Here is a 24,552-nt window from a genome sequence, read left to right on the forward strand (position 1 = left end):
TGTCGATCATTACCTGAAATCGAATCTCCAGCAATAAAAATGTTGTTAGGTTTTACCTAACAATAACTCCAGTGCGGTTTATTGAATGACTTCATTGATGGATTCAAGCTGTAGTGCATTCACCACCTTGCTCGCGGGAGAAAAGATGTACACTGCTACCATCGCGCTCGACCATCGCCATCTGAATCGTGTTTTACTCGTCGCCTCAACCGGGTGCGCATTGACGGTAATCGACACCAATATCGTTGGCGTCATGTTGCCGACCATCGCTAAAGGTCTGCATGCTTCTTTTGCAGACATGGAATGGGTTATTGGCGCTTACGTGCTGAGCTTTTCTTCACTTCTTTTGCCGGCTGGGTCGCTGGCAGACAAATTTGGCCGGCGCCGTCTCTTTCTCGGCGGCATCTTACTGTTTGCGCTGGCCTCACTCGCCTGTGGCATGGCGACCAGCGTTTTAGCACTCAATATTGCCCGTGCGGTTCAAGGTATGGGCTCCGCATTTCTGCTGGCGCCAGCGCTGGCAATAATCGCGCACAGCTTTCGTGATAGTCAGGCTCGTAACCGCGCATGGGCGATTTGGGGCGGTGTGATGGGATTGACCATGGTGCTAGCACCGTTGGCCGGCGGCATGATCAGTACGTTGCTTGGCTGGCGCTGGACATTTTTTGTCAATATTCCCATTTGTGCCCTGCTGATGCTGGCCGTCACCCGCCACATTGAGGAATCCAGGCATGAACACGCGGGTAAACTCGATTTACCCGGTATCGCGCTGTTTATCGCAGGCATGTTCTGTTTGACCTGGGCATTGATATTAGCGCCGCAACATGGCTGGGTGAGCCGTGAGATAGTGGGCAGATTGTGTCTCGGCGCGTTGTGGTTTTGCCTGTTTATTCGCGTGGAAAGTGGCAAAAGCAGGCCGATGTTGAATCTGCAACTTTTCCGCTCGTTCCCCTTTATTGGCGCAGTTTTAGCGATGTTTGCTTACGCTGCCACCGCGCAAGTGATGACCTCATTGCTGCCCCTGTTATTACAGAATGTTGAGGGAATGACGCCGTTAATGGCCGGGGTGGGTATGCTGCCTTTCGCTTTGGCAATGCTGCTGTTTCCTGTTGTGGCGCGCTGGCTCGGCAAACGCCTGCATGCCGCCACTTTACTGGCGCTTGGTCTGGTCACTGTTTCCTTTGGCAACATGGTGATTGCGACTGCCGTATTCCATCACCATTTGCTGCTGAGCCTGGCGGGTATGGCCATACTCGGCAGCGGCGGTGGGCTGATCAATGGCGAAACCCAAAAGGCGATTATGGCAACCGTGCTTCCGCAACAAGCAGGAATGGCATCGGGTATCAGCACCACAGCCCGTTTTTCCGGCATTTTGTTAGGATTTGCCACGCTGGGCGCGATTCTGGCGGCCAGCACACAGTGGCATTTACAATCAGCGATGCTACACGCGCAGTTGCCCTTTCAACCCGGTTTTAGCGCACAGGTTATCGCCGGTGATTTCAGCCATGCACTGGCAATGTATGACGCCGTTCATCAGGTCTCGTTACAACCACTCATCATTACCAGCTACGCCGATGGATTTGCCAGCATGTTGTTGTGTGCTGCCGCATTTGCCCTGTTTTCCGCCATCGTCGTGCTCTATTCGGCGCGCAGTTCGCGTCAGCCAACGACGCTAGCCCAGCGCTAATTTTCACGCGTGGGATCGACTGTCGCACGCATAACCCGTCCTTGTTGAGGAGCAATAATGAAGAAGTTAATCACCCTACTCTGCATAAGCAGCCTGCCACTGTTTGCCCATGCGGCGACGTTTTCGCTTAAGTCAGCAGACTTTGCCGATAACGGCGTGATGAAGAAAGCATTGGGTGGCAATGATAAGAACAATCTCTCCTGCAGCGGCGAAAACCTGTCGCCCGCACTGAACTGGGCCAACCCGCCCATCGGCACCCAAAGTTATGTGCTACTGCTGACCGATCCGGCTGGTGCCAAAGGCTTGGGAGTGACGCATATGCTGGCATACAACATTGATGCTACGCGTAATAAATTCCAGCAGGGTGAGTTAAGCGAAGGGGGAGACTTTAGCTATGGCACTAATACGCCCGGTACCCAAAGCTATTATGGCCCCTGTCCGCCCGCGGGCGCGGGCTATCACCACTACAACTTTGTGCTGGTGGCGACCGACCTTGCGAAAGGCAGTTTACCCGCAGGGCTCAGTCACAATGAGTTAGTCGCAAAATTGAAAGGTCACGCGCTGGGTTCCGCAAGCCTTGTCGGGCGTTTAGGAAATTGATTGCAGCGGGTCGCCCGCGTGGCGACCCAATAAAATTAGTGTCGAATCGCACAACCACACTGCGACATTTCACCCGGCACATATTTACCGTGATGGGAGTGGCGCACCTGCAACTCACCCTGCTGCCAGGCGTTGCCTGTATCAGCACGGTTTTCGAGTAAGCGATTCAGTGCTTCGTTGACCAGCAAGTCACGACGCTGTGCCCAACTGGTCAGATGCCAGGTTGAGGCGCGCGCTTCATCCACATCGTCAAAGCCTACGACCGCCACATGTGCGCCCTGGCCAAAATCGCGCACTGCTTGCAATGCACCAAAGGCCAGCACATCACTTTCGCAGAACAGTGCATTAATGCGCTCCGCTGCACGGGTTTTCTTCAGGTAGGCCATCATGGCCTGATAAGCCAGTTCACGATCGTTAGCCCCGGCCACCAGCTGAATGTTCAGCGTTTTGTGTTCTGCCTCGAGACTGGACACCAGGCCTGACATTTGACGCGCGGGATCGGCGTGCTGCTGGCTGTGCATAAAACCAAAGCGCTGATGTCCTTGAGACAGTAACAATAACCCCATCTCGGCGCCCGCATCGAAACCATCAGCCATCACGACCTCAGCACCTGCTTCACGGCTCTGGCTTAAATGCACCGTCGCCACGTCAGGCAGTAGTTTTGCTGCGGTATGCAATTCATCCTCAAACAAGGATGTCAGAAACACCAACCCCGCCAGCGGCAGAGATGCGGCATTCTGCAACATACGTTGATAGTTTTCTGCTGAATCAACATTCAGCAACAGCGTCACTAAACCACGCGCATTTAACTGGCGCGTCATTTCATTCAGCATCGTGACGGTATTGGGGTTGGTGAATTCATCGCTGACGATGCCGATGATATTGCGATTAACGGCCATGAACGAGCTCTCCTGCAACTTAGCGTGCGGTCATTATTTTGTAGGTAACGTAAGACACTTCACGTTACCCGATTAAGTCGCTATCGCCAATCATCAGACTTGCTGTCTCTTCTGAATTTTAACGTCGGGTCAGGGCCAGGCGAATTCCCAGGCCTATGAATGTCATACCGACGATACGATCTAACAGCTTTTGTAGGGTAATGTTGCGCGATACTGCACTCGCAGCACCGCCCGCCAGCAGGGCAAACGTCACATCAGTGATCAGCCCAATCACCGCGTATGTCAGTCCCAACAGCAGGAAGGAACTCGCATGATAGTGACCATCTACCACCACGAATTGCGGGAAGAAAGAAATGAAAAACAATAACACTTTGGGATTAGTGATAGAGGTAATAAAACCTCGTACTAAAAGATTACGCGTATTGGAGCGTGGCACCTGATTCTGTGAGCTACATTCCTGTGGTTTGGTGATAAACGTTTCCCACACCATCTTGCTACCTAAATAAATAAGATAAGCAGCCCCAATATATTTAATCACTGTAAATAACATCGGCGAGGCGGTAATTAACGCCGTTAAGCCTATTGCACTGGCCAACGCATGAGTACAACTGCCGAGCGCCACACCGCTCGCAGATATCACGCCGCTCCGTCGCCCATTGGCCACGCTTTGCCCGACCACATACGCGAGGTCCGGGCCCGGCGTGATACACAAAAGGAATACCGAAACGAGAAACAGGGGGAAATGAATGATATCCAGCATATTAACTCCTTGTAGATGCGGTGTTTATTGTACTGATTACAATCTTGCGATCCAAACAGAAGCCTATTTCATTTGATTATGATGTGATAGAGGTCATTTCCCAGGCTTCCATCAATTAAATCGACGATTTAGCCATCGTCGATACACAATGCGCACGCATTGCGCCATCACTCTTTTGTCGCCGCTAAAGTATGAGTGACAGGATTAATCACAATCGTTATGGAGATCAACTTGTGGCAACACTTACCCTACGCGTAGCGCGACCGGTTTCACAACTGGAGCGCAGTCGTGAACTTTATCAATCAGGATTGGGACTGGATGTGATTGGCGCCTTTGAAGACCACCAAGGCTTCAATGGCGTGATGCTGGGAAAAGCAGATCTGCCCTGGCATTTGGAATTCACACAATGCACTTCGCATCCGGTCATCCCTTCACCCTCATCAGAAGATCTGTTGGTGCTGTATTTACCCGAGCGTGATAGGTGGCAGCAAACATGCCAGCAAATGGTATTGGCGGGATTTGTACAGATTGAATCATTCAACCCATATTGGGATCAAAACGGAAAAACGTATCAAGATCACGATGGTTATCGGACCGTCATACAGTGTCAGCAGTGGCCGTAAATTCTTGCATGCCTGAGCGTGACAGAAATGCGCGGGCGCCAACGCGCCCTGCGCATTACTCTTCGAGTAGAATCGAGAAACCGCCGTAAATCATTCTTTTGCCATCAAAAGGCATGTTTTCGCCCATCTCTTTCATTCGCGGATCGGACATCATTTTCTGATTGGCCGCATCACGCACTTCACGTGAGGGATATTCAATCCAGCTGAACACCACTGTCTCACCCTCTTCCGCTTTCACCGACCTATAAAAATCCGTGAGCTTGCCTTCAGGTACATCATCTGCCCAGCACTCCACGATGCGTGTGGCACCAAACTCTTTAAACAGCGGCGCTGCTTTGGCCGCCATGGCGCGGTAATCCTCTTTATTGACTTCAGGCACCGCAACGACAAAACCATCTACGTACGACATAGGCTATTCCTCCGTCGTGCTGTACACGGCCGACACTGGCCGCAGAGTAAAGTGTACAAATGATGTGCAAATCATGAGCAACTGCAGCACTGAAACTGCGTGTTGCCTCGCAGATTCCTGCCTGCGGCCGAAATTGCGTTACACTGTGCACCTCGATAGTTACGCCATCAGGATAGTTATGCGCATCACCATTGATTCGGCCGATCAGCCGTTTATTCACCGTTTGCTCGGAGAAGAGATAGAGCAAGTGGATACCCAATCCAGCGACACGCGTTTGCAACAAGCCCTCGACATCGCTCGCCAGCAGAAAAATCACGAAGCGGAACTCGACTGGAAACGCAATGCGGTGTTTTTAGCGTTGTTTATTTTCCTCTATGCTGTCCTGGGCGCCTCGCTGACGCTGGATCTCACCGCACAAGCACCCAGCCACAAAAGTTTGGTGTATGCATTAGAAGCGGTCCCCGTGCTGATCGCCTTTTCCGGTCTGTTTGTCTCGTTGTTATTCCTGTTCTTCACTCGCAGCAGCGCACGACGCCTGCGCAGTTGGGATCAGGGCATATTTGTGCTGGAGAAATACGTTGGCACCAACCTCTTTAAGCAAATTAATGAGATGGGCGCTCGCACCACCAACTATTCACAGTCAGCCATTAACGTTGCGCTTGCCCTGTTTATTTGTGTGACCTGGGTGGTGATGTACAACTACTTCACCTTCACCACCAGCGGCGTGATTGGCAGCGTGATTTCTTTGTTCATCACCACCATGACCTACGTGATACTCGATATTCAGTTGCTGAAGTCAGGCACCTCTATTGCGATTGATGAGCCGCTGATTCCGGCTGACGAAGATAAAGAGAAGAAATAATCCCCTGCATCAGGTGGCCTGAGGGCCACCTCGATTTTTCTTGCCTATAATCATGCTGACATACCCTTAAATACGGATCAGGATCGACTAAGGAGCAGCAATGAAAATATGGCCAATCGCCGCACTTGCCGCGTTATCGTTAACGCTGGTTGCCTGTAAATCCCCGACGCCGCCAAAAGGTGTCACGCCCATCAGCCCTTTTGATGCCAACCGCTATTTGGGCAAATGGTACGAAATCGCCCGTCTGGATCACCGCTTTGAGCGCGGCAAAGATCATGTCACAGCCACTTATACTCAACGCAACGATGGCGGCATAAACGTGCTGAATCGTGGATATGATCCGGTGAAAAAAGAGTGGAGTGAGAGCGACGGCAAAGCCTACTTCACCGGCAAGTCGGATACCGCAGCGCTTAAAGTCTCCTTTTTTGGCCCGTTCTATGGCGGCTATAACGTGATCGCTTTGGATGATGATTATCAATATGCGTTAGTGAGTGGACCAAATCGGGGCTATTTATGGATCTTGTCGCGAGAGCCGAAGATTCCGAATCAAGTGAAAAAACACTATCTGGCTGTCGCGCAGAGACTTGGGTTTGAAGTGGATAAGTTGATCTGGGTCGATCAAGGTTAAAACTGCACTCAGGGATGAAGTGATTTTATTTTCATCCCTGTTTAGTTCAGCATAACCGGGCGTGAGATTCTGGTTATGGGGTAGAGAATCTCCAATCGGCGTATGACCAAACACTTGCAGGCTTGCAGCACATCACGGGTTCCCCCTGATTGGATGAGGGGCACCTCATTCCGTGATAACAGCTGATGAATGATTTATTTAAACGAATCCCTTATTTATTAATCATATAACCTTGCATATTAATAATGCGCCTCTCTTCGCAAGATTGCCCTATCAAAAAACCTGCTAAAATACGTCATCGTCATGATTTTATCAGTATCAAATACTCTTATCTAAAAATTTCAGAGTTCTGGTCATTCTGACTTATCAATCAATATGTTGAGTCAATACATCAGACTGCTGTTAGCTTTTTTTCATTATCGCATTGCCAGTGGTGAGGAAAAAATGAATGAAATAACAGAAGAATACCCCAGAATAAATTTCAGATTAGTATGGGGCTTACTGATTGTATTAACACTCTTTTCGCTGCACTGCCCAGCGAGCGAAATTAACCTTTATTCCATTAACACGGGTTCCTACGTTTATCACCTGACCGGGAATCATGGGCAATACACTGAAAATTTTGAGAATAACTTCTTCTCGGTAGAAAGAAAGTTGTCCGAAAATTCAACCTATAGCGTGCTGATCGGCACCATGAAAAACAGCTTTGATGACCGCTGTCTTGCGTTAGGGGTGAGAAAAGACTGGAAAACCTGGGATGATGGCTGGACCTTTAAAGGTATCTACGGCTACACCGGTGAGTTTTTTTTCGATGCCTTTAAGGATTGTGGCGATCACGGTTCCTATCACGACTTTAAAAAGGCCACCGGAATAGGGTTCTCACCCTATATTTATCATGGCTTTCAATATAATTTCACACCCTATTTCGGCATTGAATCGGGGATTATAATCCCCTCGGTATTTGTCATCACCATTCAATGGAGCTTTAGATAAGCTCTGCACTTTTTTATTCAAAGTGCTGTTTTTCAAGCCAATCGGCGATGACAGAGGCGAGTCTAACAGGTTGCTCAAGGGGCAACATATGACCACTTTCACCGATAATTTCCATATCGCCCCCCAGTAAAGTGACAATCTCTCGGGACTCTTCAAGACCGCGCAGGCCATCCCCTTCAGATGCAATGACCAATATTGGGCAACGAATCGGTTGCTGCGTGACACCACTGCGATCAAGCATGGCTTGTGTTCGAAAAACATTTGCACCGAGATGTTTCCCCATGACACGAATTTTATCAATTAGTTGGGCATCATCCTGTCGAGAGGAATGTAACGATGGCTTCAGCACCGCCTGGCTAAAGCCATTAAAATCACCCATCAAGGCCGCTTGTGACGCCTTATCCAGTAACTCACGTTGTTCAGGTGGGTTTTCACGAAGTGAAGTGGCAACCAAAACCATTCCTGCAGTGCGCTCGGGAAAGGCTTCGGCGATGGCTCTTGCCACATAGCCTCCCAGTGAGAAACCAACCAAAATAAAGCGCGGCGGTAAGGTTGCCACGATATTGTAAGCATATTCGGTGATGCTTTCGCCTTGGCTCAGGCTGGCTCTGATACAGGTCCTGTCATCGGGATAGACCCGAACAAAATCGTCCCAAAGTGTTTCATCAAGCATGAAACCCGGAATTAATACGAGGGGTAAAGTTTTACTCTTCATCCGTGAATCCTTTAATGTGTAAAGTTAACTACTTTACGTGACGTCGGGTGCATATAACGCTGTAGCTTCACAACATCGCGAACAATCTATAGATAGTACCCGCCCAGAAGACTATCATCATCTCACCCTACTACTCACTAATAAATAAGGAGGATTACTATGCCATCGTGTGAATTGTTTATTTACTCACACTTTTATAGTAATTGGCCGCGCTCAGCTATCTCTGCATTCGTGCTGCGATAATCCGCCTGAGCGAAGTCTACTGAAATCTCATCCCTTCCTCCGGCTTACCGGGTTGTCGTCAGCAGTTTTTGACGTCAGGCGTTCGCACGCCTGCAACTTATGAGTAAGCACATGAGCACATTACTATCCGCACACGCTGTCGGCTTTGATAACGCCTTCGGTACGCTATTTCACGACATCAATTTCAGCCTGAAAAAAGGCGATCGTATTGGGCTGCTGGGTGATAACGGCACGGGGAAAAGTACCCTGCTAAAAATCCTCAGCGGTGAACTGGCAAGCAGTCAGGGCAGCGTTACGCTAGCCAACCACTGTCTGCTGGCGCGAATTGAACAACATCTTCCCTCTCAGCTCCAGCAAGCCACGTTGCTGGCAGGCGTGATTGCGCGTCTGCCACAGCAGCAACAGGTCAGTGAAGCCTGGCGCGCGGAGGCGCTACTCTCTTCGCTGGGGTTCGATACTGAACAGCATACCCAAACGGCAGCCACGTTGAGTGGTGGTCAACATATGCGGTTACTGCTGGCGCGTGCACTGATTCTCCAGCCCGATCTGCTATTACTGGATGAACCCAGCAACCACTTGGATCTTCCAACGCTCCTGTGGCTGGAACAGTTCCTGATAAGTTGGAAAGGCAGCTTTGTGCTGGTCTCACATGACAGCACCTTGCTGGATCAGGTCACCAATTGCAGCTGGATCCTGCGCGATCAAACCCTGCAATTCTTCCGTCTGCCCTGCTCCGCAGCCCGACAAGCGCTGGCACAGCAGGATGAAACCGATGCGCAACGTTTTCAGGCAGAACAGAACGAGATTGAGCGCGTCGAAAAAAGTGCCAAACGGCTGGCGATTTGGGGACGCACTTACGACAACGAAGGTCTGTCGCGTAAAGCGCAGCAAATGGAGAAACGCGCCAGTTGGCTGAGAGAGGCACAAACCACGTTGACCGGAGGCAGCTTATGGCGTCTTCAACTGCTGGGGGAAGCACTGGATGCCGATCGGGTGCTGGCGCTGACTGAAATGCGCATTCGCCCAGCGGAGAACGCGCCTGCGTTGTTTTCGTTACCCAGCCTGCAGGTAAAAAGTGGCGATCGCATCGCCATTGTGGGTCGTAACGGCAGCGGGAAATCTTCGCTGCTGCGCCAACTCTGGCTGGATTACCAGCGTGAGACCACCACGCTGTTTCATCCACGTGCAAAGCTAGGTTATTACGACCAAAGCCTCACGCAATTGCAGGATGAGGAGAGCCTCAACGAGGCACTGGCGCATTTTGCCCCTCTAAGTGACGACCAGCGAAAAATGGCTCTGATCGGTGCGGGATTCCCCTACCTCCGCCATCAGCAATTAGTGGGCTCACTGAGTGGCGGTGAACGCTCACGCCTGCTGTTTGTCGGGCTGACACTCGCGCTCTATTCCCTATTGCTGCTGGATGAGCCCACCAACCATCTGGATATGCTGGGCAAAGAGGAGTTGGCAGCCGCCCTTAATCAGTTTGAGGGCGCGGTGCTTCTGGTGTCGCACGATCGCAATCTGATTGCCAGCAGTTGCAATCGCTTTTGGCTAATTCAGGATCAGCAACTGAGCGAGTGGCATGACTTTGAACCGGTCATTGAGCAGCTGAGTGCCAAACAACCGTCAGACAACGAGAGCGTAAATGTTCTGCCCGTGACATCTGAATCCTACAACGATGAAGATGCGCTGCTGCTGGCGTTGTGTGATCTGGAAAACAAGCTGGATGAGGATAGAGAACGTAAGCCCAAACATCAGAAACCGGCGCTGCAGGCGCAATGGCGCGATGAGATTGCGCAACTGAAACAGCAGTTGGGCATCCTCTAAGCAAACACCCCTTAATACGCCCCTGTGATATTTGTATCCTGCATCCCAGGGGGCATAGTGGGTAATCACTGATAAATTACACCAGAGCGGCGCTTAACACCTGTGCCGCTCGTTTTAACTGCTCAGCAGGATTGCGCCCAATCAAAACATACTGATATCCGCTGCGATGCCACCACACCAGATTCATGCCGTGCCGTTTTTCCTGCGCCAATACGCTCTGTTTAATTCGATCTTCCCGCGAAATACACAGTGCCATCGGACCGTAACTGCTGTGATTCCAGGCGATTTGAGTGATCAGTGAATCGTCGTAGCGCAACATACGCACACTTTTCAAGCTCGCTTCAGGAAGCGTCAATTGCTCAGTCGTCAGACGCAGATCGAGGTCGCGCGCCGTGCGTTGTAATGAACGCGCTAACACCTGTGGAGAACTGTCGACATCCGCCAACGTTTCCGGGCTATAAAGTGACATATATTGTGCTTCCAGTTCACGTATTCGCGCGCTCTCATCCTGTTCAGCTTTCGCGACGGGTCTGGCCCAAAAACCGACGGCACTACCCACCAGCAGAAAACTGACTGATGCCGCGATCAACGCTCGACGGCTAACCTGCACAGCTTCTTTTACCGGTGCGCACGGCGTGTTGTCCAACAGATAAGCCAGTCGTGACTCCATGCGCTCCAGCGGCGCCTCATCCAGCATTGGCGCGAACGCATCCGCAAAAGGTTGATTGCTTTTCATTAGCTCAGCCGTCCGTGCTGACAACGTTTCACTACGCTTTAGTTCAGTTTCAAACGCCTGCGCATCCTCCGCGCGCATTTCGCCATCCAGCCAGGCAACGATAGCTTCATCGGCATAGGGCGAGGTAAATCGTGGTGCATTCACAAGCGTTTCTCCTGTACCGCAGGCCGCGCTGTCACTGCGCTGGCTAAAGTGGTGCGTGCCGCAGCGAGGCGGCTCATGATGGTTCCAATCGGCACGGCCAGCGTGTCGGCGGCTTCCTGATAGGTAAAGCCCTCGACATAAACTAAAAATACCGCGTTGCGCTGCGCCTCTGGCAACTGCCCAACCCGTTGCATCACTTTGGCGTACTGCATGCGTTGTTCATTGTGTTGCTGATGGTCGGGAGCGAGCAGTTCATCACTCTCGACGAATCCCTGCCCCATGCGTACCCGCTGCGCGCGCAGTTCGTTGATCCACACGGAATGCAGCACGGTAAACAGCCAGCGATCGATGCGTGTGCCCGGTGTGAACTGGGCGCTGCGTTCCAGCGCCCGCACACAGGTGGACTGCACTAACTCTTCGGCGACATCTTTATTACGCGATAACACCATCGCGTAGCGCCACATACGCGTCAGATGCGCCGCCAGATGTTGACGGACTTCAGTGCTGGTAATGTTTCTATCCTCCGTCAACAACGGTCATCAGGACTCAGGATGGCCATTAATGGCCGCGTGTAAATCCTGATACTCTTCACAATTCACACCGCACAGCGATTTGATGATAGTGAGCTGCTCTTTAGCCAGATCCGGACGGCCTTTGATCATCCAGGCTTCACCTAAATATTCACGCACTTTGGCATATTTGGGGTCCAGAGCGATCGATTTCTGATAGTAACGCATCCCTTCGTCGGTGCGGCCCAGTTTACGCGTGGCGTAACCGCGATAATTCCATGCTTCTTTGGTGTTCTGATTGTGCAACGTATCCAGTAACGTCAGCGCAGCTTGATACTCGCCTTTTTTCGCCAGGTGGTAGGCGTAATTCGTCTTATCCTCATCGCTCAGCATGCTGGTTTTTTCCGGCACGCAGGATTTGGTTTTACTGTCATACACTTGCCCTTTTGGACAATCCGGGGTTTTCTTGTCGCTGTCGTCATCACCCATGGCGAATGCAGTCGGTGCATGTAACACCATCAACAATACCGGCACGGCAAACCAGCGAATCGGGGTCATCATCTTCATCATTCATTTATCCTCACGGAGTGGCATCGAATCGCGCAACGGCAGCATGCGGCGCAGCACGTTGTCACGCAGAACGTAGTGATGGAGTAACGCTGCCAGCGCATGCGCGCCTGCCAGGCTAATCAGCGCCCAGGCAACGTTATTGTGTAATCCCGCCAGCGTATGACGCAGTGCGGTATCGACATGAATAAAGGTTGGAATATCGAACAGGCCAAAGAAATTAAACGGTTCCTGTTGCGACCAGCGAAACAGAAAACCCAATACAACCTGCGTGAATAACAACAGGTACAACAAGCCATGAACGGCATGCGCGATGATGCGCATCGGCGTGCTGTTTTCAGCTGGCACCACGGCCAAATGCGTCTGACGTTGGCAATAGCAACGCCACAATGGGCGCACAATTATCATCAGAGCCAGCAAAATGCCAAAAGAGATATGCCACGCCTGTAAACCCTTACGCAGCGGTGTGCCCTTTTCCAGTTGTTCCCAAATATGCGCAGAGGCAAACAGAAAAATGACGCTAAACGCAGTGATCCAGTGCAACGTCATGCTGAAAGCGTCATAGCGTTGACGTGAGTGTTGACGGGTCGAAGCGGACATAACATTTCCCAAATAGTGTGTGGTTTAGCGGTAAACAACCCAACGACGATTTCTATTCGGAAAATTTTCATTTTTTTCTCAACACAATCCATTTAATGCAAGAATCCTGACGAATTTTCTCCTGTTTGTTGCATTTAGTGATTACTATTCTCGCTTCATTAAAGGGATGCTTATGTTGAATACCTCTAAAAAGCGGCTTGTTGTCGCGATCGCTCTTTTAGCGATCATTATTCTGGTCTGGGCCTATCACAGCGCACAACCCAAACCGAACCCACTGGTCACCGCCGTTGTGCGTCAAGGCAACATCGAAAACGTCATCGCCGCGACAGGCAAGATGGACGCTATCGAACGCGTCAACGTCGGTGCTCAGGTGTCTGGGCAGGTGAAAAAGCTCTATATCAAAGCGGGTGATAACGTCAGTAAGGGCGAACTGATCGCTGAAATTGACGATCAGCCACAGCGCAGTGATTTACGTAATGCGCAGGCCGCGCTTAGCGTGGCACAAGCCGATTTGGAGACACGCGAAGCGACCTTAGTCCGACAGGATGCGCAGTTCAAACGTTTGCAGCAAATGATCAAAGCCAATCTGGTGTCGCGCCAGGATTTTGACGAGGCGGCAGAAGCGTGGAGCACCGCTCGCGCTGAGTTGACGGCGCAAAAGGCGCGCGTCATTCAGGCACAAATTGAGGTGGACAAGAAGCAGCTCGATCTCAGCTATACCCGCATCATGGCACCGATGGATGGCACGGTAATCGCCATCGTGACCAAACAGGGCCAGACGGTTAACGCTGCGCAGAGCGCACCGACCATCGCCAAGCTGGCGCAACTTGGCACCATGACCATTAAAGTTCAGATTTCCGAAGCGGACATCACCAACATCCATCCCGGCCAGCAAGCCTGGTTTACCACCTTCGCCAATCCTGATAAACGTTACAACGCGACGCTGCGTAGCATTGAACTGGCACCCGAATCGGTGATGAAAGATGATGCCTTGATGGGCAACAGTGAAAGTACGCCGACCAGCAGTACCAATGCTGCCATTTATTACAATGCCTTACTCGATGTTCCCAATCCCGACAACACCCTGCGCATCTCCATGACCGCGCAAGTTAATCTGCTGCGCGACACCGCGAAAGACGCACTGTTGATCCCGGTACAGGCAACGAAAAAAGACGCAGAAGGCAAGACCTTTGTCGAGGTGGCGAACAAGCAGAATCAGCCAGAGAAACGCATTATCACCACCGGGATTTCAGACAGCGTTGATATTCAGGTTCTTAGCGGCTTGAATGCCGGTGAGAAAGTCATTCTTGCTACCCAAGCCGTCGGTGCGGACAAGGTGGTGATGTGAGCCTGATCGAACTGAAAAACATTCAGCGCAGCTATGTTAACGGTTCAGAATCTCTGCTTGTGCTGAAAGATATCAATTTGCAGATCGCCAGTGGCGAGATGGTCGCGATCATTGGCCCTTCAGGCTCGGGCAAATCCACATTGCTGAATATTCTCGGCTGCCTGGATGCCGCCGACAGCGGTCACTATTTTATCTCAGGCCAGAATACCGCTTCACTCTCTCCGGACGCACTGGCGAAAGTCCGTCGCGAACATATTGGCTTCATTTTTCAGCGCTACCACTTAATGCCGGACCTGACTGCATTAAGCAACGTCGAAATCCCGGCGATTTATGCCAATTTGCCGGGGCATGCACGGCGGGAGCGTGCTGCTCAATTACTGGAACGACTCGGGCTCAAAGGCCGTGAACACCATAAACCGGGTGAACTCTCTGGCGGCCAGCAGCAGCGCGTCAGTATTGCGCGAGCGTTGATTAATGGGGCCGAGATCATTCTCGCCGATGAACCGACCGGCGCGCTGGATTCGCACTCTGGCGAGGAAGTGTTACGCATTCTTCATGACCTGAATCGTGACGGTCATACGGTGATTATCGTCACACACGATATGAAAGTGGCGCAGCACGCTGACCGCATCATCGAAATCCAGGACGGCGAAATTTTTGCTGACAGCGGGCCAAAAACAGAGGCGACGCGAGCGCGCTATCAGCCAATGGTGAGCAGAAGTCAGAGCAAGCTGCGCGGATTGATTGATCGCCTGCGCGAGTCAATGCGTATGGCGCTAAATGCCATGAATACGCATCGCTTGCGCACCGCACTCACCATGACCGGTATTATCTTTGGTATTGCCGCTGTCGTCACTGTCGTCGCGCTTGGACAAGGTGCGCGTGAAAAAACGCTGGAGAGTATTTCCGGTCTCGGGACGAATGTGGTGTCCGTGTATGCCGGCGGCGACTTCGCCGAAGATGATGCGCATCCGGTGTTGACGCTGGTGATGGCTGATGCCGATGTGATTGCTCGTCAGCAGTTCGTCGACAAAGTCAGTCCTGAGCTGCTCTCGACGCAGCCGATCCGCTACCTCTCCAACTCGTCGAAAGCATCCGTATCAGGCGTTGGCAAAGATTACTTTGAGATTCAGGGCATCAAACTCACCGAAGGCAGCAACTTCAGTGATGAACGCCATGCCCGGCAAGAGATCATCATTGATACCAATACGCGCAATAAGCTGTTTGCAGCCAATGAAAACCCCATCGGCAAAATGATCGTGTTAGGGTCTGTGCCGGTGCGAGTAATAGGTGTGGCACATGAAGATAACGGCATTTCGCCCAATCGTCTCAGCGTCTGGTTGCCCTGGAGCACCATGATGTACCGCATCAGTGGGCAAACAGCGCTCACGAGTATCAGCGTGAAGCTTAAAGATGATGTGGTCAGTGGTCCGGCGGTGGAATCTCTCACACAATTATTGACTGCGCGCCATGGCACCAAAGACTTCCTGATGTTTAACCGCGATAAGTACCGCAAAGCGATTGAAGGGGCGGCCGCCACCTTGACCTTGCTGATTTTGATGGTGGCATCGATTGCGCTGATGATCGGCAGCATCGGCGTGATGAATATTATGCTGGTGTCCGTCACCGAACGAACGCATGAAATTGGCGTGCGTATGGCGGTGGGTGCGCGGCGTGGCGATATCATGCAGCAGTTTATGATTGAGGCGGTGCTGGTATGTTTAGTTGGCGGTTCACTCGGCGTGGCGCTCTCACTGGTGATCGGTCCGCTGATTAGCCTGATGGCAGGCGGTGTGCTGACAGCCATCTACTCTTGGGAATCCGCGGGGGCAGCCTTCGCCTGCTCCACCATTATCGGCATGATTTTTGGTTATCTGCCAGCCCGCAAAGCGGCTCGCATGGACCCGGTCGCCGCACTGGCAAGTGAGTAGATTTATCTTCGCAGGGTGCGCATCACTGCGCACCGATTTTTTACGTCATGTTGGAATTGAGAGCGAATTACCCAGCGATCAGATTAACATCGGCAACGTTGCACTGGCCGTTTGCTGACTGGCTGTGGCGTAATCTGTGTCATGCGTCATCAGCTCCCCCATCAACACTTCCACCAACAGCATCGCACCCACTTTACCACTCAACGTACCCGCGTTCAGCGGCCCTTCCGGACGGGCTGCCACCAGCAACATATCCGCCAGATTGCCCATGGGGCTGCGCAACGTGTTACTCAACATCAGGACTTGCGCTTTACGTTTCTTCGCGACATTGACCACGTGCATCAAATCTTTGGTCGAACCGGAAGCCGAAATCGCAATCACCACATCACCTTTACCCAGGGTCGACGCGTTCATGGCCGCACGATGCATATCGCCAAACAGCTGCGCGGATTTACCCAGGCGAAGCAGGCGATAATGCAAATATTCACCGGTGATGGCGCTGGCTGCTACGCCGTAAATTTGGATAGAACGCGCCTGATGCAATGCCGTGGCGGCCTGCTGTAAAACCTCGCGATTGATAAATTTACCGGTGTCACGCAGCGCCTGCACCGACTCTTCCACCAGCACATCGACGGGATCGCCACTCGCCGGAACCATTGGCTGGCTCTGTTGCACATCCAGTGCCAGCGCCATTTTAAATTCGGTGTAGCCCTTGCAACTCAGGTTGCGGCACAAGCGTGTCACACTGGCTTCGCTGGTGTCCGTTTCTTTCGCCAACTCGGTAATAGTGAGATACAGCACTCTTTGCGGTTCGGTCAGGATGAAATCGCCCAGCTTTTGCAGCGCCGGACTGTAACCCGGCAGGCCCTGCTTCAGATGCAGCAAAATATTTCCATTGTCCGTCATGACATCCCTCCGTTCGCCAATATTGATGGCGTCTAGTGTGCGTAAAGGCCCTGATTTGTGCCAGCAGAATTGATTATAAGTGAAAGCTATCACACTAATGGTAGTTATTTTCATCAAATGAAGTATGTTGTGATAATAATTTTTACCACAACAATCATTCGGGGATGAAAATTTATGTCAATGTTCAGTGGAGCTTCCTCTGGAAGCTGGTTTGAAAAAGCACAGCGTTTCGGAAAATCCTTTATGTTACCGATCGCCGTATTACCCGCGGCCGGTCTGCTGTTGGGCATTGGCGGAGCGTTATCCAATCCCAACACGGTAAAAGCTTATCCCTTCCTGGACATCGCCTGGTTACAAGGTGTCTTTACCAGCATGGCCAGCGCCGGTTCAGTGGTATTCGCCAATCTTGCGGTGCTGTTTGCGGTAGGCGTGGCGGTAGGACTCGCTAAAAGCGATAAGGGTACGGCTGGTCTGGCCTCTCTGCTGGCTTATTTAGTGATGAATGCCACCATCAACGCACTGCTGACGCTCAACGGTGTAATGGCGAGTGGGAATCTAAGCGCTGTAGGTCAAGGTATGGCGCTGGGCATTCAAACGCTGGAAACCGGCGTGTTTGGTGGTGTTGTGATCGGTCTGGTCACCGCGTTGCTGCACAATCGCTATAACAAAATTGCCCTACCACAATTTCTCGGCTTCTTCGGTGGCTCACGCTTCGTCCCGATTATTAGCTCATTTGTGGCGATTATCGTTGGCGCGGCAATGACCATCGTCTGGCCGCATTTTCAGAAATTGATATTCGGTATGGGTGGACTGGTCGATGCCACGGGGTATTTCGGCACCTTCATATACGGCTTTGTGTTGCGCATGCTCGGCCCGTTTGGTCTGCATCACATCTTCTATCTGCCTTTCTGGACTACCGCTTTGGGCGGCAGTGAAATGGTCAACGGTCACCTGGTTGAAGGCACTCAGCGCATCTTCTTCGCTCAGTTGACCGATCCCAATACGCAGCAGTTTTATCTGGGAACGGCGCGCTTTATGTCGGGCCGCTTTATCACCATGATGTTTGGCCTGATCGGGGCTTGTCTGGCGATGTATCACACCGCCAAACCCGAGAACCGCAAACGTGTGGCCGGTTTGTTATTATCCGCCGCCCTCACCTCATTCCTGACTGGAATCACCGAACCGATTGAGTTCTCGTTCCTGTTTGTGGCGCCAGCATTATATGTGATTCACGCGCTGTTCGATGGTCTGGCCTTTATGATCGCCCACATCCTGCACATCACCATTGGACAGACCTTCTCCGGCGGTTTAATCGATTTCATTCTATTCGGTGTATTGCAGGGTGAAGCGAAAACCCACTGGCTGTATGTGCCCTTGGTCGGCGTGCCGTGGTTCCTGCTGTATTACTTCACCTTCCGTCTGCTGATCACACGATTCAATTTCAAAACGCCAGGCCGTGAAGATGTCAGCATCGATACCTTGCCAGTTGCCGCTGGCGAACGCCCTTTGCAGGTGATTGAAGCGCTGGGCGGTAAAGGCAATATTGCCGAACTTGACTGCTGCGCCACACGTTTGCGCATCACGCTAAACGACAGTTCTAAACTTAATGAAGCCGCATTGAAGGCCACGGGCGCTCGCGCGGTTATCCAGCGTGGCAACGGCGTACAGGTGATCTATGGCCCGCACGTCACCATTATCAAAAATGAAGTTGAGGAGTTACTCGCGCTATGAAAGCAAACATGCTGGAGCAGATTAAAGGGAAACTGGTGGTGTCTTGTCAGGCACTGGAAAATGAACCCCTGCACAGCGCCTATATCATGTCGCGTATGGCATTAGCCGCGATGCAAGGTGGCGCGTCGGCAATCCGCGCCAACAGTCTGATCGATGTAGAGCAGATTATGCAAACCGTGGATTTGCCCATTATCGCCATTATCAAACGCGATTATCCAGGCAGTGATGTGTATATCACTGCCACGCTTAAAGAGGTCGATGAATTGATGGCGGCGAATCCAGCGATGATCGCGCTGGATGCGACTCAGCATCAGAGACCTGGCGAACTGCAGTTGCCGCAGTTGGTGGCAGCGATTCGTCAACGCTATCCGCAGTTATTGCTGATGGCGGATATTGCGACAGTTGAGGAGGCGCTGCTGGCAGATGAACTCGGCTTCGACTGCGTAGGTACTACGCTGCATGGCTACACGGCGGAAACGCGCGGCAACTTTCTGGCGGCAAATGATTTTCACTTCCTGCGTGCAGTATTAACAGCAGTGAAGGCGCCCGTGATTGCAGAAGGCAATGTGGAAACACCTGAGATGGCGGCGCAGTGTTTAAAACTGGGCGCGCATGCTGTGGTGGTCGGTGGCGCGATTACCCGTCCTCAGCAAATAACGCAGCGTTTCGTCAACGCAATCAGCTGATACGTTTTATCAGGCCTTAAATAGCAAAGCCGCCCGAAGGCGGCCTTAACGCTGAAGCGGAAACTGAACTTATTTGTACAGTTCTGCAGTCATGTGCACACGGTTGTTGGTGTTCGCTTCAGTGATTTTATACTGTGCGCCCTGCTGCTGTGCGACTGCAGCCACTTTCGCTTCTGCACCGTCAAGAGTTGAAGACTCAACGGAGATGCTCTGGGCAAAGCTGGCAGCAGACATCAGTGAAAGAGCGGCGGCAGCGGCGATGGTCAGTGTTTTGATGGTTTTCATGGTTTTATTCCTTTGGGTTGTCTATGAAGGCTGTGTGCCTTCGATGAAAATAATAATACCCTAGGTTACCATTTCACTATTAACTATTAGTGCGATCATCATGATCGCACTAATCATAATCCCCATTACAATAACCTCATTGATCGGCAGAGTTCCATCTTATCCACATTACAGGTGAAAAGAGCGCTCGCTAACCTGTGGATAAATCAGCTTTTCCCGCCTGCAGTGCCCGCTCCCGCGAAGTGCTGTTTTTTTGTACGCTTTCACGAGTTTGTATCGGGCTAAACTGAATCTTCTTTTTCAATCACCAACACGCGTGCCGCACCCTGGGGATGAGCGACATGTTCGGTACCCACGCTGGCGAAGAATATATCACCCACGTTGAGCATCACTTTATGCACTTCCGCCCGCTCGCGGTAATGCATCTCGACCACGCCATCTAACACCACGAAGACTTCTTCACCTTCATTGATGTGCCAGCGATAGGGCTGATCAGTCCAGTGTAATCGCACGCTGGTGCCATCAAAATTGGCAATATCGAGAGCCTCCCACGCACGCGCTGGGGAAAAGTTTTTGCCGACGATGATTTTCATGAGATGCCTGTTTTTGCTGAGTGAATACGCAACATGCTACAGGCCAGTGAGCTGAGGTGTGAGACAAGACAGGGACATTTCCGGACAGATCACTGCACGTGATAACAGACTCCAGACTCCAGATTCCAGATTCCAGATTCCAGATTCCGAACTCCAGACTCCAGATTCCAGATTCCAGAAACAGCAAAGCCGCCCGGAGGCGGCCTTAACACTGAAGCGGAAACTGAACTTATTTGTACAGTTCTGCAGTCATGTGCACGCGGTTGTTGGTGTTCGCTTCAGTGATTTTGTACTGTGCGCCCTGCTGCTGTGCGACTGCAGCCACTTTCGCTTCTGCACCGTCAAGAGTTGAAGACTCAACGGAGATGCTCTGGGCAAAGCTGGCAGCAGACATCAGTGAAAGAGCGGCGGCAGCGGCGATGGTCAGTGTTTTAGTGGTTTTCATGGTCTTATTCCTTTGGGTTGTTTATGAAGGCTGTGTGCCTTCGATGAAAATAATAATACCCTAGGTTATCATTTCATGATTAACCATTAGTGCGATCATCATGATCGTGCTAACTACATCTCGCCGAGACCTTACGCATCACAATGATGTTGATAGCCGCTAATACGGCGGCGGCAAAAAAGGCCATCGATAAGTGACCTGGAAGGTATGTCATGAACGCCGCCATAAATTGCCCGCCAAAAATGGCCATTGATAAGCGTGCCAATTGGCGCCCACGTTCCTGAGGTTGGCTGATTTCAACGGTCATGTGATTCACCAAAGGCACTGACAGCCCAAACCCCATGCCTAATAAGATGCCGCCTGGCAGGCACAACACGACATCGGGGGCTGCTGCAAATTCAAGATGTGCCAACAGGTAGCAAATGAACGCCATAATCAGCGTGGAATAGTTGCCGAATTGCAGCGCAACATGCGGCATCAGTGCTGCTGCCAGCACCGCCACCAGCGAGACAAATGAGAGAAAATAGCCAATATGTGCGGCATTCACACCCATCAAAGCAAACCGTTGCGGCAGCATAATGACGGCGGTGAAAAAACAGATCATGGAACAGAACGCCGCCAGCCATACCGGCCGCAACCGGCGATCGCTATCCGTTACGCCCTCTTCTATTATTTCCGCTCTCATCTGCTGCTGAGGGCGCGGGACACAAATGAGCACCAACATCAGCAGCAACCAGGAGAATAGATACAGCCCATACGGATAACGCCAACTTGCGGAGGCCAGAATCCCACCCACAAAGAGAAACACTACGCCACCCAACTCTATTGCCATGCCTTGTCGCGCGATCATCTTTAATCGGGCTTCGGCCTGATAAAAACTGGCAATTAAGCCGGTCCCGGCAGACATCACCACCGCTGTTGCGCCCCCCAGTAGGATGCGGTCGATGATTTGTGGCACTGCGCCCGGCAACCAAACACCTGCCACGCCCAATCCGCCATAGCAGAAAAGCCCAATCAGTAGCATGGGATAGGCACCAAAACGATCTATCGCGCGCCCCGCTAATGGCCCTGCCAGTATCACGCCCAGCGCAGGCAGCGTCACCAACCAGCTTGCCAGATAAGAAACCTGTAATTGCGCGGCGATGTCACTCAATCCCGGCACAATGACGCATCCCACCATAATGGTCAGGCAACTGACAGCCAGGAGCGTGATTGCACCTGCGGGTTTAATTGATGTCATGATTTTTATTTATCCGAATAATGGAATGATTAACCATATAACGGACATGAGTGTTACGAGATCGGCGCATATTGTCAATGGCTGCCGTGCTATAGTGGCGGCCATTAAAATCGAAAAGCGGAAGAGTGATGGCTGCAGATACAGAGGCTAACGGTTCGCAGGTTATTGCACGTGCCGCGACTATATTGCGGGCGTTAGAAAATCGACCAGCAGGATTAAGCATGTCCGAGCTGTCAAAACTGACAGCGCTACCGCGCACCACTGTACATCGGCTGGTCACGTCGCTGATTTCTCAGCAGTTGCTGCTGCAGGGCAGTGAAGGCATTAAGCTGGGTCCGGCGCTAGCAAGACTTGCCGCTTCGGCACATACCGATATTATCGCGCTCTCTCAACCGGCGATGGAAACGCTTGGACGTCGTACGCGAGAAACGGTCGATTTATGCGTCTGGCGCGGCAGCCATACGGTTCTGGTCAGCCAATATGCTTCCGATCAGGAGTTGCGCGTCGTTTCACCCATCAGCACGGCCTTTCCCACGCACTGCGCTGCGCATGGTAAAGCGTTATTGTCTGAACAAACAGATGATGTCATCTCGGCATTACTTCCGCAGTTGAACGATGTGCGCACCCAAAATACGCTGCGAGATCCTCAGCTTCTATTAAAAGCCATTCAGCAGGTTCGTGAGCAAGGCTATGCGGTAGATCGCGAAGAGCATGCGCGGGGTGTATGCGGTATCAGTGTCGCCCTGAATACCGGTTCAGGAGAACGTTATGCGCTGGCCATTGCAGTGCCATCATTACGCTTTGATGAGCAGTTTCCACAGCTTCTCGCGGCTTTATTGCAGGCAAAAACTGAAATCGAGTCGCTGCTTGTCGGTTAGCATAAATGACAAAGCCGCCCGTAGGCGGCCTTAATATCGTGGGTGGCGAGCTTATTTATACAACTGAGCCGTCATGTGCACGCGGTTGTTGGTGTTGGCTTCAGTAATTTTGTACTGAGCACCCTGTTGCTGAGCAACGGCGGCGATTTTCGCTTCTGCACTGTCCAGAGTTGAAGCATCAACAGAGATACTTTGTGCGAAGCTCGCGAATGAAACCAGGGTAAGAGCAGCAACTGCAACGAAAGTTTTGATAGATTTCATGGTCATTTCCTCAGAGTAATTTTCAGTTTTGAAGGCGTATCGCCTCGATATGAGAAATAATAGACCTGCTTCTCGTTGAGTAAAAGCTGAAGGATTTGCTGATAAAATTCAAAAAATTTGAATATGATTTAATGCGACCTCTTCTTAAGTTGCATCGGTCAAAACCCTGAAACTCTCATCGTCACAATCAAATCGCGCCACCTCCTGCATGCCAAGATGCTGATGCGCACGTAACGAGGGAATATTGTTGGATTGGATGAATAACACCGGAGTTTTTGAACCATAATGTTCCCGCATTGCCGCATACAATGGCCGCAATAATCCCTGACCGCGTTCACTTACTGCAATACATACCGGACCATACAGCCAACACTCTATGCCGGGTGGCCAGGCCTCCAACATGGCTGCTACCACAGGAGGGGATTGTTCCGCGGATAACGCACTGAACAAGACGCCCACCACCGTTCCCTCGCGTTTAGCCACCAGCGTATGGGCAGTGGCGCGATTGAGCATACCGGCCACACGCTCTGGCGGATAATTCCCGTTTAAAGCGCCGCCATTGCCAGCTGCATTCTTTTGAAGCAATGCAACGATTGCATCAAAGTCTGCAGGCTGTGCGCTGGTAATAAGATAATCACTCCTCATCAAGGTTCTCCTTTGCCATTTCGCTGTTGTGGTAAATCATAGCGAAAGACGCTCACAAAGAAGAACAACGGTTGGTAAGGTGAAATAGTGATGCCGAAGAGTGAATTATCAACTGGCTCATACGCGGCGGTTGGCGCACTCGAATTAGCCGCTGATAAGGAAAGGGCCGCAAAAGTTCAGTTAGTCTTCCAGGTTTCAGAAACAGCAAAGCCGCCCGGAGGCGGCCTTAATGCTGAAGCGGAAACTGAACTTATTTGTACAGTTCTGCAGTCATGTGCACACGGTTGTTGGTGTTTGCTTCAGTGATTTTGTACTGTGCGCCCTGCTGCTGTGCTACTGCGGCAACTTTCGCTTCTGCACCGTCAAGAGTTGAAGACTCAACGGAGATGCTCTGTGCAAAGCTGGCAGCAGACATCAGTGAAAGAGCGGCGGCAGCGGCGATGGTCAGTGTTTTGATAGTTTTCATGGTCTTATTCCTTTGGGTTGTTTGTGAAGGCTGTGTGCCTTCGATGAAACAATAATAACCCTGGTTATCATTTCTATATTAACTATTAGTGCTGTTATTATGATCGGACTAATTGTTATTCGCTAGCAAGGTGCGTACTGTCGAGATAAAATGCGGCCACTGATGGAAACGCATCACTGGCATGTGCGCATGGCGCTGCGATCGCAATGCTGCAACAAACGCATTGGCTTGCTGATCAATCTGGTCATGATTCTGTTTCATGATGCTGTCTCCATTTCTTTAGCCTCTCTACGGAAAAAGCCGCCCCGTAAGGCGTAATGCTTGTCAGTTAAGAT

29 protein-coding genes are annotated in these 24,552 nt (G+C 51.5%); 12 read left to right on the forward strand and 17 right to left on the reverse strand.

Going from position 1 to position 24,552, the window contains the following annotated elements; translation table 11 throughout:
* Window positions 1–145 precede the first annotated feature (145 nt).
* Together VI01_RS13985 and VI01_RS13990 are read left to right on the forward strand one after the other, a co-directional pair.
* Entirely contained in the window at window positions 146–1,687 is a 1,542-nt protein-coding gene (locus tag VI01_RS13985) for an MFS transporter (protein ID WP_045815655.1), read from the forward strand.
* 57 nt (window positions 1,688–1,744) lie between these two features.
* Complete coding sequence (locus VI01_RS13990) at window positions 1,745–2,287, forward strand: YbhB/YbcL family Raf kinase inhibitor-like protein (protein WP_045815656.1); 543 nt, start codon at window positions 1,745–1,747, stop codon at window positions 2,285–2,287.
* 35 nt (window positions 2,288–2,322) lie between these two features.
* On the opposite strand, the gene VI01_RS13995 is transcribed toward VI01_RS13990, so the two are convergent.
* Window positions 2,323–3,186, reverse strand: a complete 864-nt coding sequence (locus tag VI01_RS13995; protein WP_045815657.1) for a substrate-binding domain-containing protein — start codon at window positions 3,184–3,186, stop codon at window positions 2,323–2,325.
* Between the two features lie 118 nt (window positions 3,187–3,304).
* Window positions 3,305–3,946 carry a LysE family translocator gene (locus VI01_RS14000; protein WP_045815658.1) on the reverse strand — a complete coding sequence of 214 codons (642 nt, stop codon included), beginning with the start codon at window positions 3,944–3,946 and terminating at the stop codon, window positions 3,305–3,307.
* A gap of 233 nt (window positions 3,947–4,179) precedes the next feature.
* Between VI01_RS14000 and VI01_RS14005 the strand changes: the two genes are divergently transcribed.
* A complete protein-coding gene (locus VI01_RS14005; RefSeq protein WP_231638538.1) occupies window positions 4,180–4,569 on the forward strand; it encodes a VOC family protein in 390 nt (129 codons plus the stop codon).
* A 55-nt stretch (window positions 4,570–4,624) separates the two neighbouring features.
* On the opposite strand, the gene VI01_RS14010 is transcribed toward VI01_RS14005, so the two are convergent.
* Complete coding sequence (locus VI01_RS14010; RefSeq protein ID WP_034829871.1) at window positions 4,625–4,978, reverse strand: DUF1428 domain-containing protein; 354 nt, start codon at window positions 4,976–4,978, stop codon at window positions 4,625–4,627.
* A gap of 178 nt (window positions 4,979–5,156) precedes the next feature.
* Between VI01_RS14010 and VI01_RS14015 the strand changes: the two genes are divergently transcribed.
* From VI01_RS14015 to VI01_RS14025, 3 genes are all read left to right on the forward strand, one after another.
* A complete protein-coding gene (locus VI01_RS14015; protein WP_045815660.1) occupies window positions 5,157–5,840 on the forward strand; it encodes a hypothetical protein in 684 nt (227 codons plus the stop codon).
* A gap of 100 nt (window positions 5,841–5,940) precedes the next feature.
* A complete protein-coding gene (blc, locus tag VI01_RS14020; protein ID WP_045815661.1) occupies window positions 5,941–6,468 on the forward strand; it encodes an outer membrane lipoprotein Blc in 528 nt (175 codons plus the stop codon).
* 444 nt (window positions 6,469–6,912) lie between these two features.
* On the forward strand, window positions 6,913–7,461 hold the full coding sequence (locus tag VI01_RS14025; protein ID WP_045815662.1) for a hypothetical protein: 549 nt from the start codon (window positions 6,913–6,915) through the stop codon (window positions 7,459–7,461).
* 13 nt (window positions 7,462–7,474) lie between these two features.
* Here the strand turns inward: VI01_RS14025 and VI01_RS14030 are convergent, their stop codons facing one another.
* Complete coding sequence (locus tag VI01_RS14030) at window positions 7,475–8,176, reverse strand: alpha/beta fold hydrolase (RefSeq protein WP_045815663.1); 702 nt, start codon at window positions 8,174–8,176, stop codon at window positions 7,475–7,477.
* 354 nt (window positions 8,177–8,530) lie between these two features.
* Between VI01_RS14030 and VI01_RS14035 the strand changes: the two genes are divergently transcribed.
* Entirely contained in the window at window positions 8,531–10,246 is a 1,716-nt protein-coding gene (locus VI01_RS14035) for an ATP-binding cassette domain-containing protein (protein ID WP_045815664.1), read from the forward strand.
* A gap of 76 nt (window positions 10,247–10,322) precedes the next feature.
* Here the strand turns inward: VI01_RS14035 and VI01_RS14040 are convergent, their stop codons facing one another.
* From VI01_RS14040 to VI01_RS14055, 4 genes are all read right to left on the reverse strand, one after another.
* A complete protein-coding gene (locus tag VI01_RS14040) occupies window positions 10,323–11,126 on the reverse strand; it encodes an anti-sigma factor (protein WP_045815665.1) in 804 nt (267 codons plus the stop codon).
* Window positions 11,123–11,590 carry a sigma-70 family RNA polymerase sigma factor gene (locus VI01_RS14045; protein ID WP_231638539.1) on the reverse strand — a complete coding sequence of 156 codons (468 nt, stop codon included), beginning with the start codon at window positions 11,588–11,590 and terminating at the stop codon, window positions 11,123–11,125. Before VI01_RS14045 ends, VI01_RS14040 begins: the two co-directional genes overlap by 4 nt.
* Before the next feature lie 75 nt (window positions 11,591–11,665).
* Window positions 11,666–12,202 (reverse strand): tetratricopeptide repeat protein, encoded by a 537-nt coding sequence (locus VI01_RS14050; protein WP_045815691.1) that lies wholly within the window; start codon window positions 12,200–12,202, stop codon window positions 11,666–11,668.
* Window positions 12,203–12,205: 3 nt separating this feature from the next.
* On the reverse strand, window positions 12,206–12,802 hold the full coding sequence (locus tag VI01_RS14055) for a cytochrome b (RefSeq protein WP_045815666.1): 597 nt from the start codon (window positions 12,800–12,802) through the stop codon (window positions 12,206–12,208).
* A 172-nt stretch (window positions 12,803–12,974) separates the two neighbouring features.
* On the opposite strand from VI01_RS14055, the gene VI01_RS14060 reads away from it, so the two are divergent.
* Entirely contained in the window at window positions 12,975–14,150 is a 1,176-nt protein-coding gene (locus VI01_RS14060) for an efflux RND transporter periplasmic adaptor subunit (protein ID WP_045815667.1), read from the forward strand.
* Window positions 14,147–16,081 (forward strand): MacB family efflux pump subunit, encoded by a 1,935-nt coding sequence (locus tag VI01_RS14065; protein WP_045815668.1) that lies wholly within the window; start codon window positions 14,147–14,149, stop codon window positions 16,079–16,081. Before VI01_RS14060 ends, VI01_RS14065 begins: the two co-directional genes overlap by 4 nt.
* A gap of 78 nt (window positions 16,082–16,159) precedes the next feature.
* Here the strand turns inward: VI01_RS14065 and VI01_RS14070 are convergent, their stop codons facing one another.
* A complete protein-coding gene (locus VI01_RS14070; RefSeq protein ID WP_045815669.1) occupies window positions 16,160–16,987 on the reverse strand; it encodes a MurR/RpiR family transcriptional regulator in 828 nt (275 codons plus the stop codon).
* A 174-nt stretch (window positions 16,988–17,161) separates the two neighbouring features.
* On the opposite strand from VI01_RS14070, the gene VI01_RS14075 reads away from it, so the two are divergent.
* Window positions 17,162–18,718 carry a PTS transporter subunit EIIC gene (locus VI01_RS14075; protein ID WP_045815670.1) on the forward strand — a complete coding sequence of 519 codons (1,557 nt, stop codon included), beginning with the start codon at window positions 17,162–17,164 and terminating at the stop codon, window positions 18,716–18,718.
* Window positions 18,715–19,404, forward strand: coding sequence for an N-acetylmannosamine-6-phosphate 2-epimerase (locus tag VI01_RS14080; RefSeq protein ID WP_045815671.1), 690 nt, complete (start codon window positions 18,715–18,717; stop codon window positions 19,402–19,404). Before VI01_RS14075 ends, VI01_RS14080 begins: the two co-directional genes overlap by 4 nt.
* Window positions 19,405–19,473: 69 nt before the next feature.
* Here the strand turns inward: VI01_RS14080 and VI01_RS14085 are convergent, their stop codons facing one another.
* From VI01_RS14085 to VI01_RS14100, 4 genes are all read right to left on the reverse strand, one after another.
* Window positions 19,474–19,689 carry a YdgH/BhsA/McbA-like domain containing protein gene (locus VI01_RS14085; RefSeq protein ID WP_034829885.1) on the reverse strand — a complete coding sequence of 72 codons (216 nt, stop codon included), beginning with the start codon at window positions 19,687–19,689 and terminating at the stop codon, window positions 19,474–19,476.
* 281 nt (window positions 19,690–19,970) lie between these two features.
* Window positions 19,971–20,282: a cupin gene (locus VI01_RS14090; RefSeq protein WP_045815672.1), complete on the reverse strand. Its 312-nt coding sequence runs from the start codon at window positions 20,280–20,282 to the stop codon at window positions 19,971–19,973.
* 229 nt (window positions 20,283–20,511) lie between these two features.
* Complete coding sequence (locus tag VI01_RS14095) at window positions 20,512–20,727, reverse strand: YdgH/BhsA/McbA-like domain containing protein (protein WP_045815673.1); 216 nt, start codon at window positions 20,725–20,727, stop codon at window positions 20,512–20,514.
* A gap of 109 nt (window positions 20,728–20,836) precedes the next feature.
* Window positions 20,837–21,967 (reverse strand): MFS transporter, encoded by a 1,131-nt coding sequence (locus VI01_RS14100; protein ID WP_045815674.1) that lies wholly within the window; start codon window positions 21,965–21,967, stop codon window positions 20,837–20,839.
* A 128-nt stretch (window positions 21,968–22,095) separates the two neighbouring features.
* Between VI01_RS14100 and VI01_RS14105 the strand changes: the two genes are divergently transcribed.
* Window positions 22,096–22,845: an IclR family transcriptional regulator gene (locus VI01_RS14105; RefSeq protein WP_045815675.1), complete on the forward strand. Its 750-nt coding sequence runs from the start codon at window positions 22,096–22,098 to the stop codon at window positions 22,843–22,845.
* Between the two features lie 51 nt (window positions 22,846–22,896).
* Here the strand turns inward: VI01_RS14105 and VI01_RS14110 are convergent, their stop codons facing one another.
* The 4 genes from VI01_RS14110 to VI01_RS25600 form a co-directional block, all read right to left on the reverse strand.
* Entirely contained in the window at window positions 22,897–23,106 is a 210-nt protein-coding gene (locus tag VI01_RS14110) for a YdgH/BhsA/McbA-like domain containing protein (RefSeq protein ID WP_045815676.1), read from the reverse strand.
* Window positions 23,107–23,250: 144 nt separating this feature from the next.
* A complete protein-coding gene (locus VI01_RS14115; RefSeq protein WP_045815677.1) occupies window positions 23,251–23,751 on the reverse strand; it encodes a GNAT family N-acetyltransferase in 501 nt (166 codons plus the stop codon).
* 250 nt (window positions 23,752–24,001) lie between these two features.
* Window positions 24,002–24,217: a YdgH/BhsA/McbA-like domain containing protein gene (locus VI01_RS14120; RefSeq protein ID WP_034829885.1), complete on the reverse strand. Its 216-nt coding sequence runs from the start codon at window positions 24,215–24,217 to the stop codon at window positions 24,002–24,004.
* Between the two features lie 108 nt (window positions 24,218–24,325).
* On the reverse strand, window positions 24,326–24,478 hold the full coding sequence (locus VI01_RS25600) for a hypothetical protein (protein WP_197079597.1): 153 nt from the start codon (window positions 24,476–24,478) through the stop codon (window positions 24,326–24,328).
* Between the last annotated feature and the right edge of the window lie 74 nt (window positions 24,479–24,552).

The sequence above is a fragment of the Pantoea sp. SM3 genome, assembly GCF_000963995.1.
In the GTDB taxonomy this organism is placed as follows: Bacteria; Pseudomonadota; Gammaproteobacteria; order Enterobacterales; family Enterobacteriaceae; genus Pantoea; species Pantoea rwandensis_B.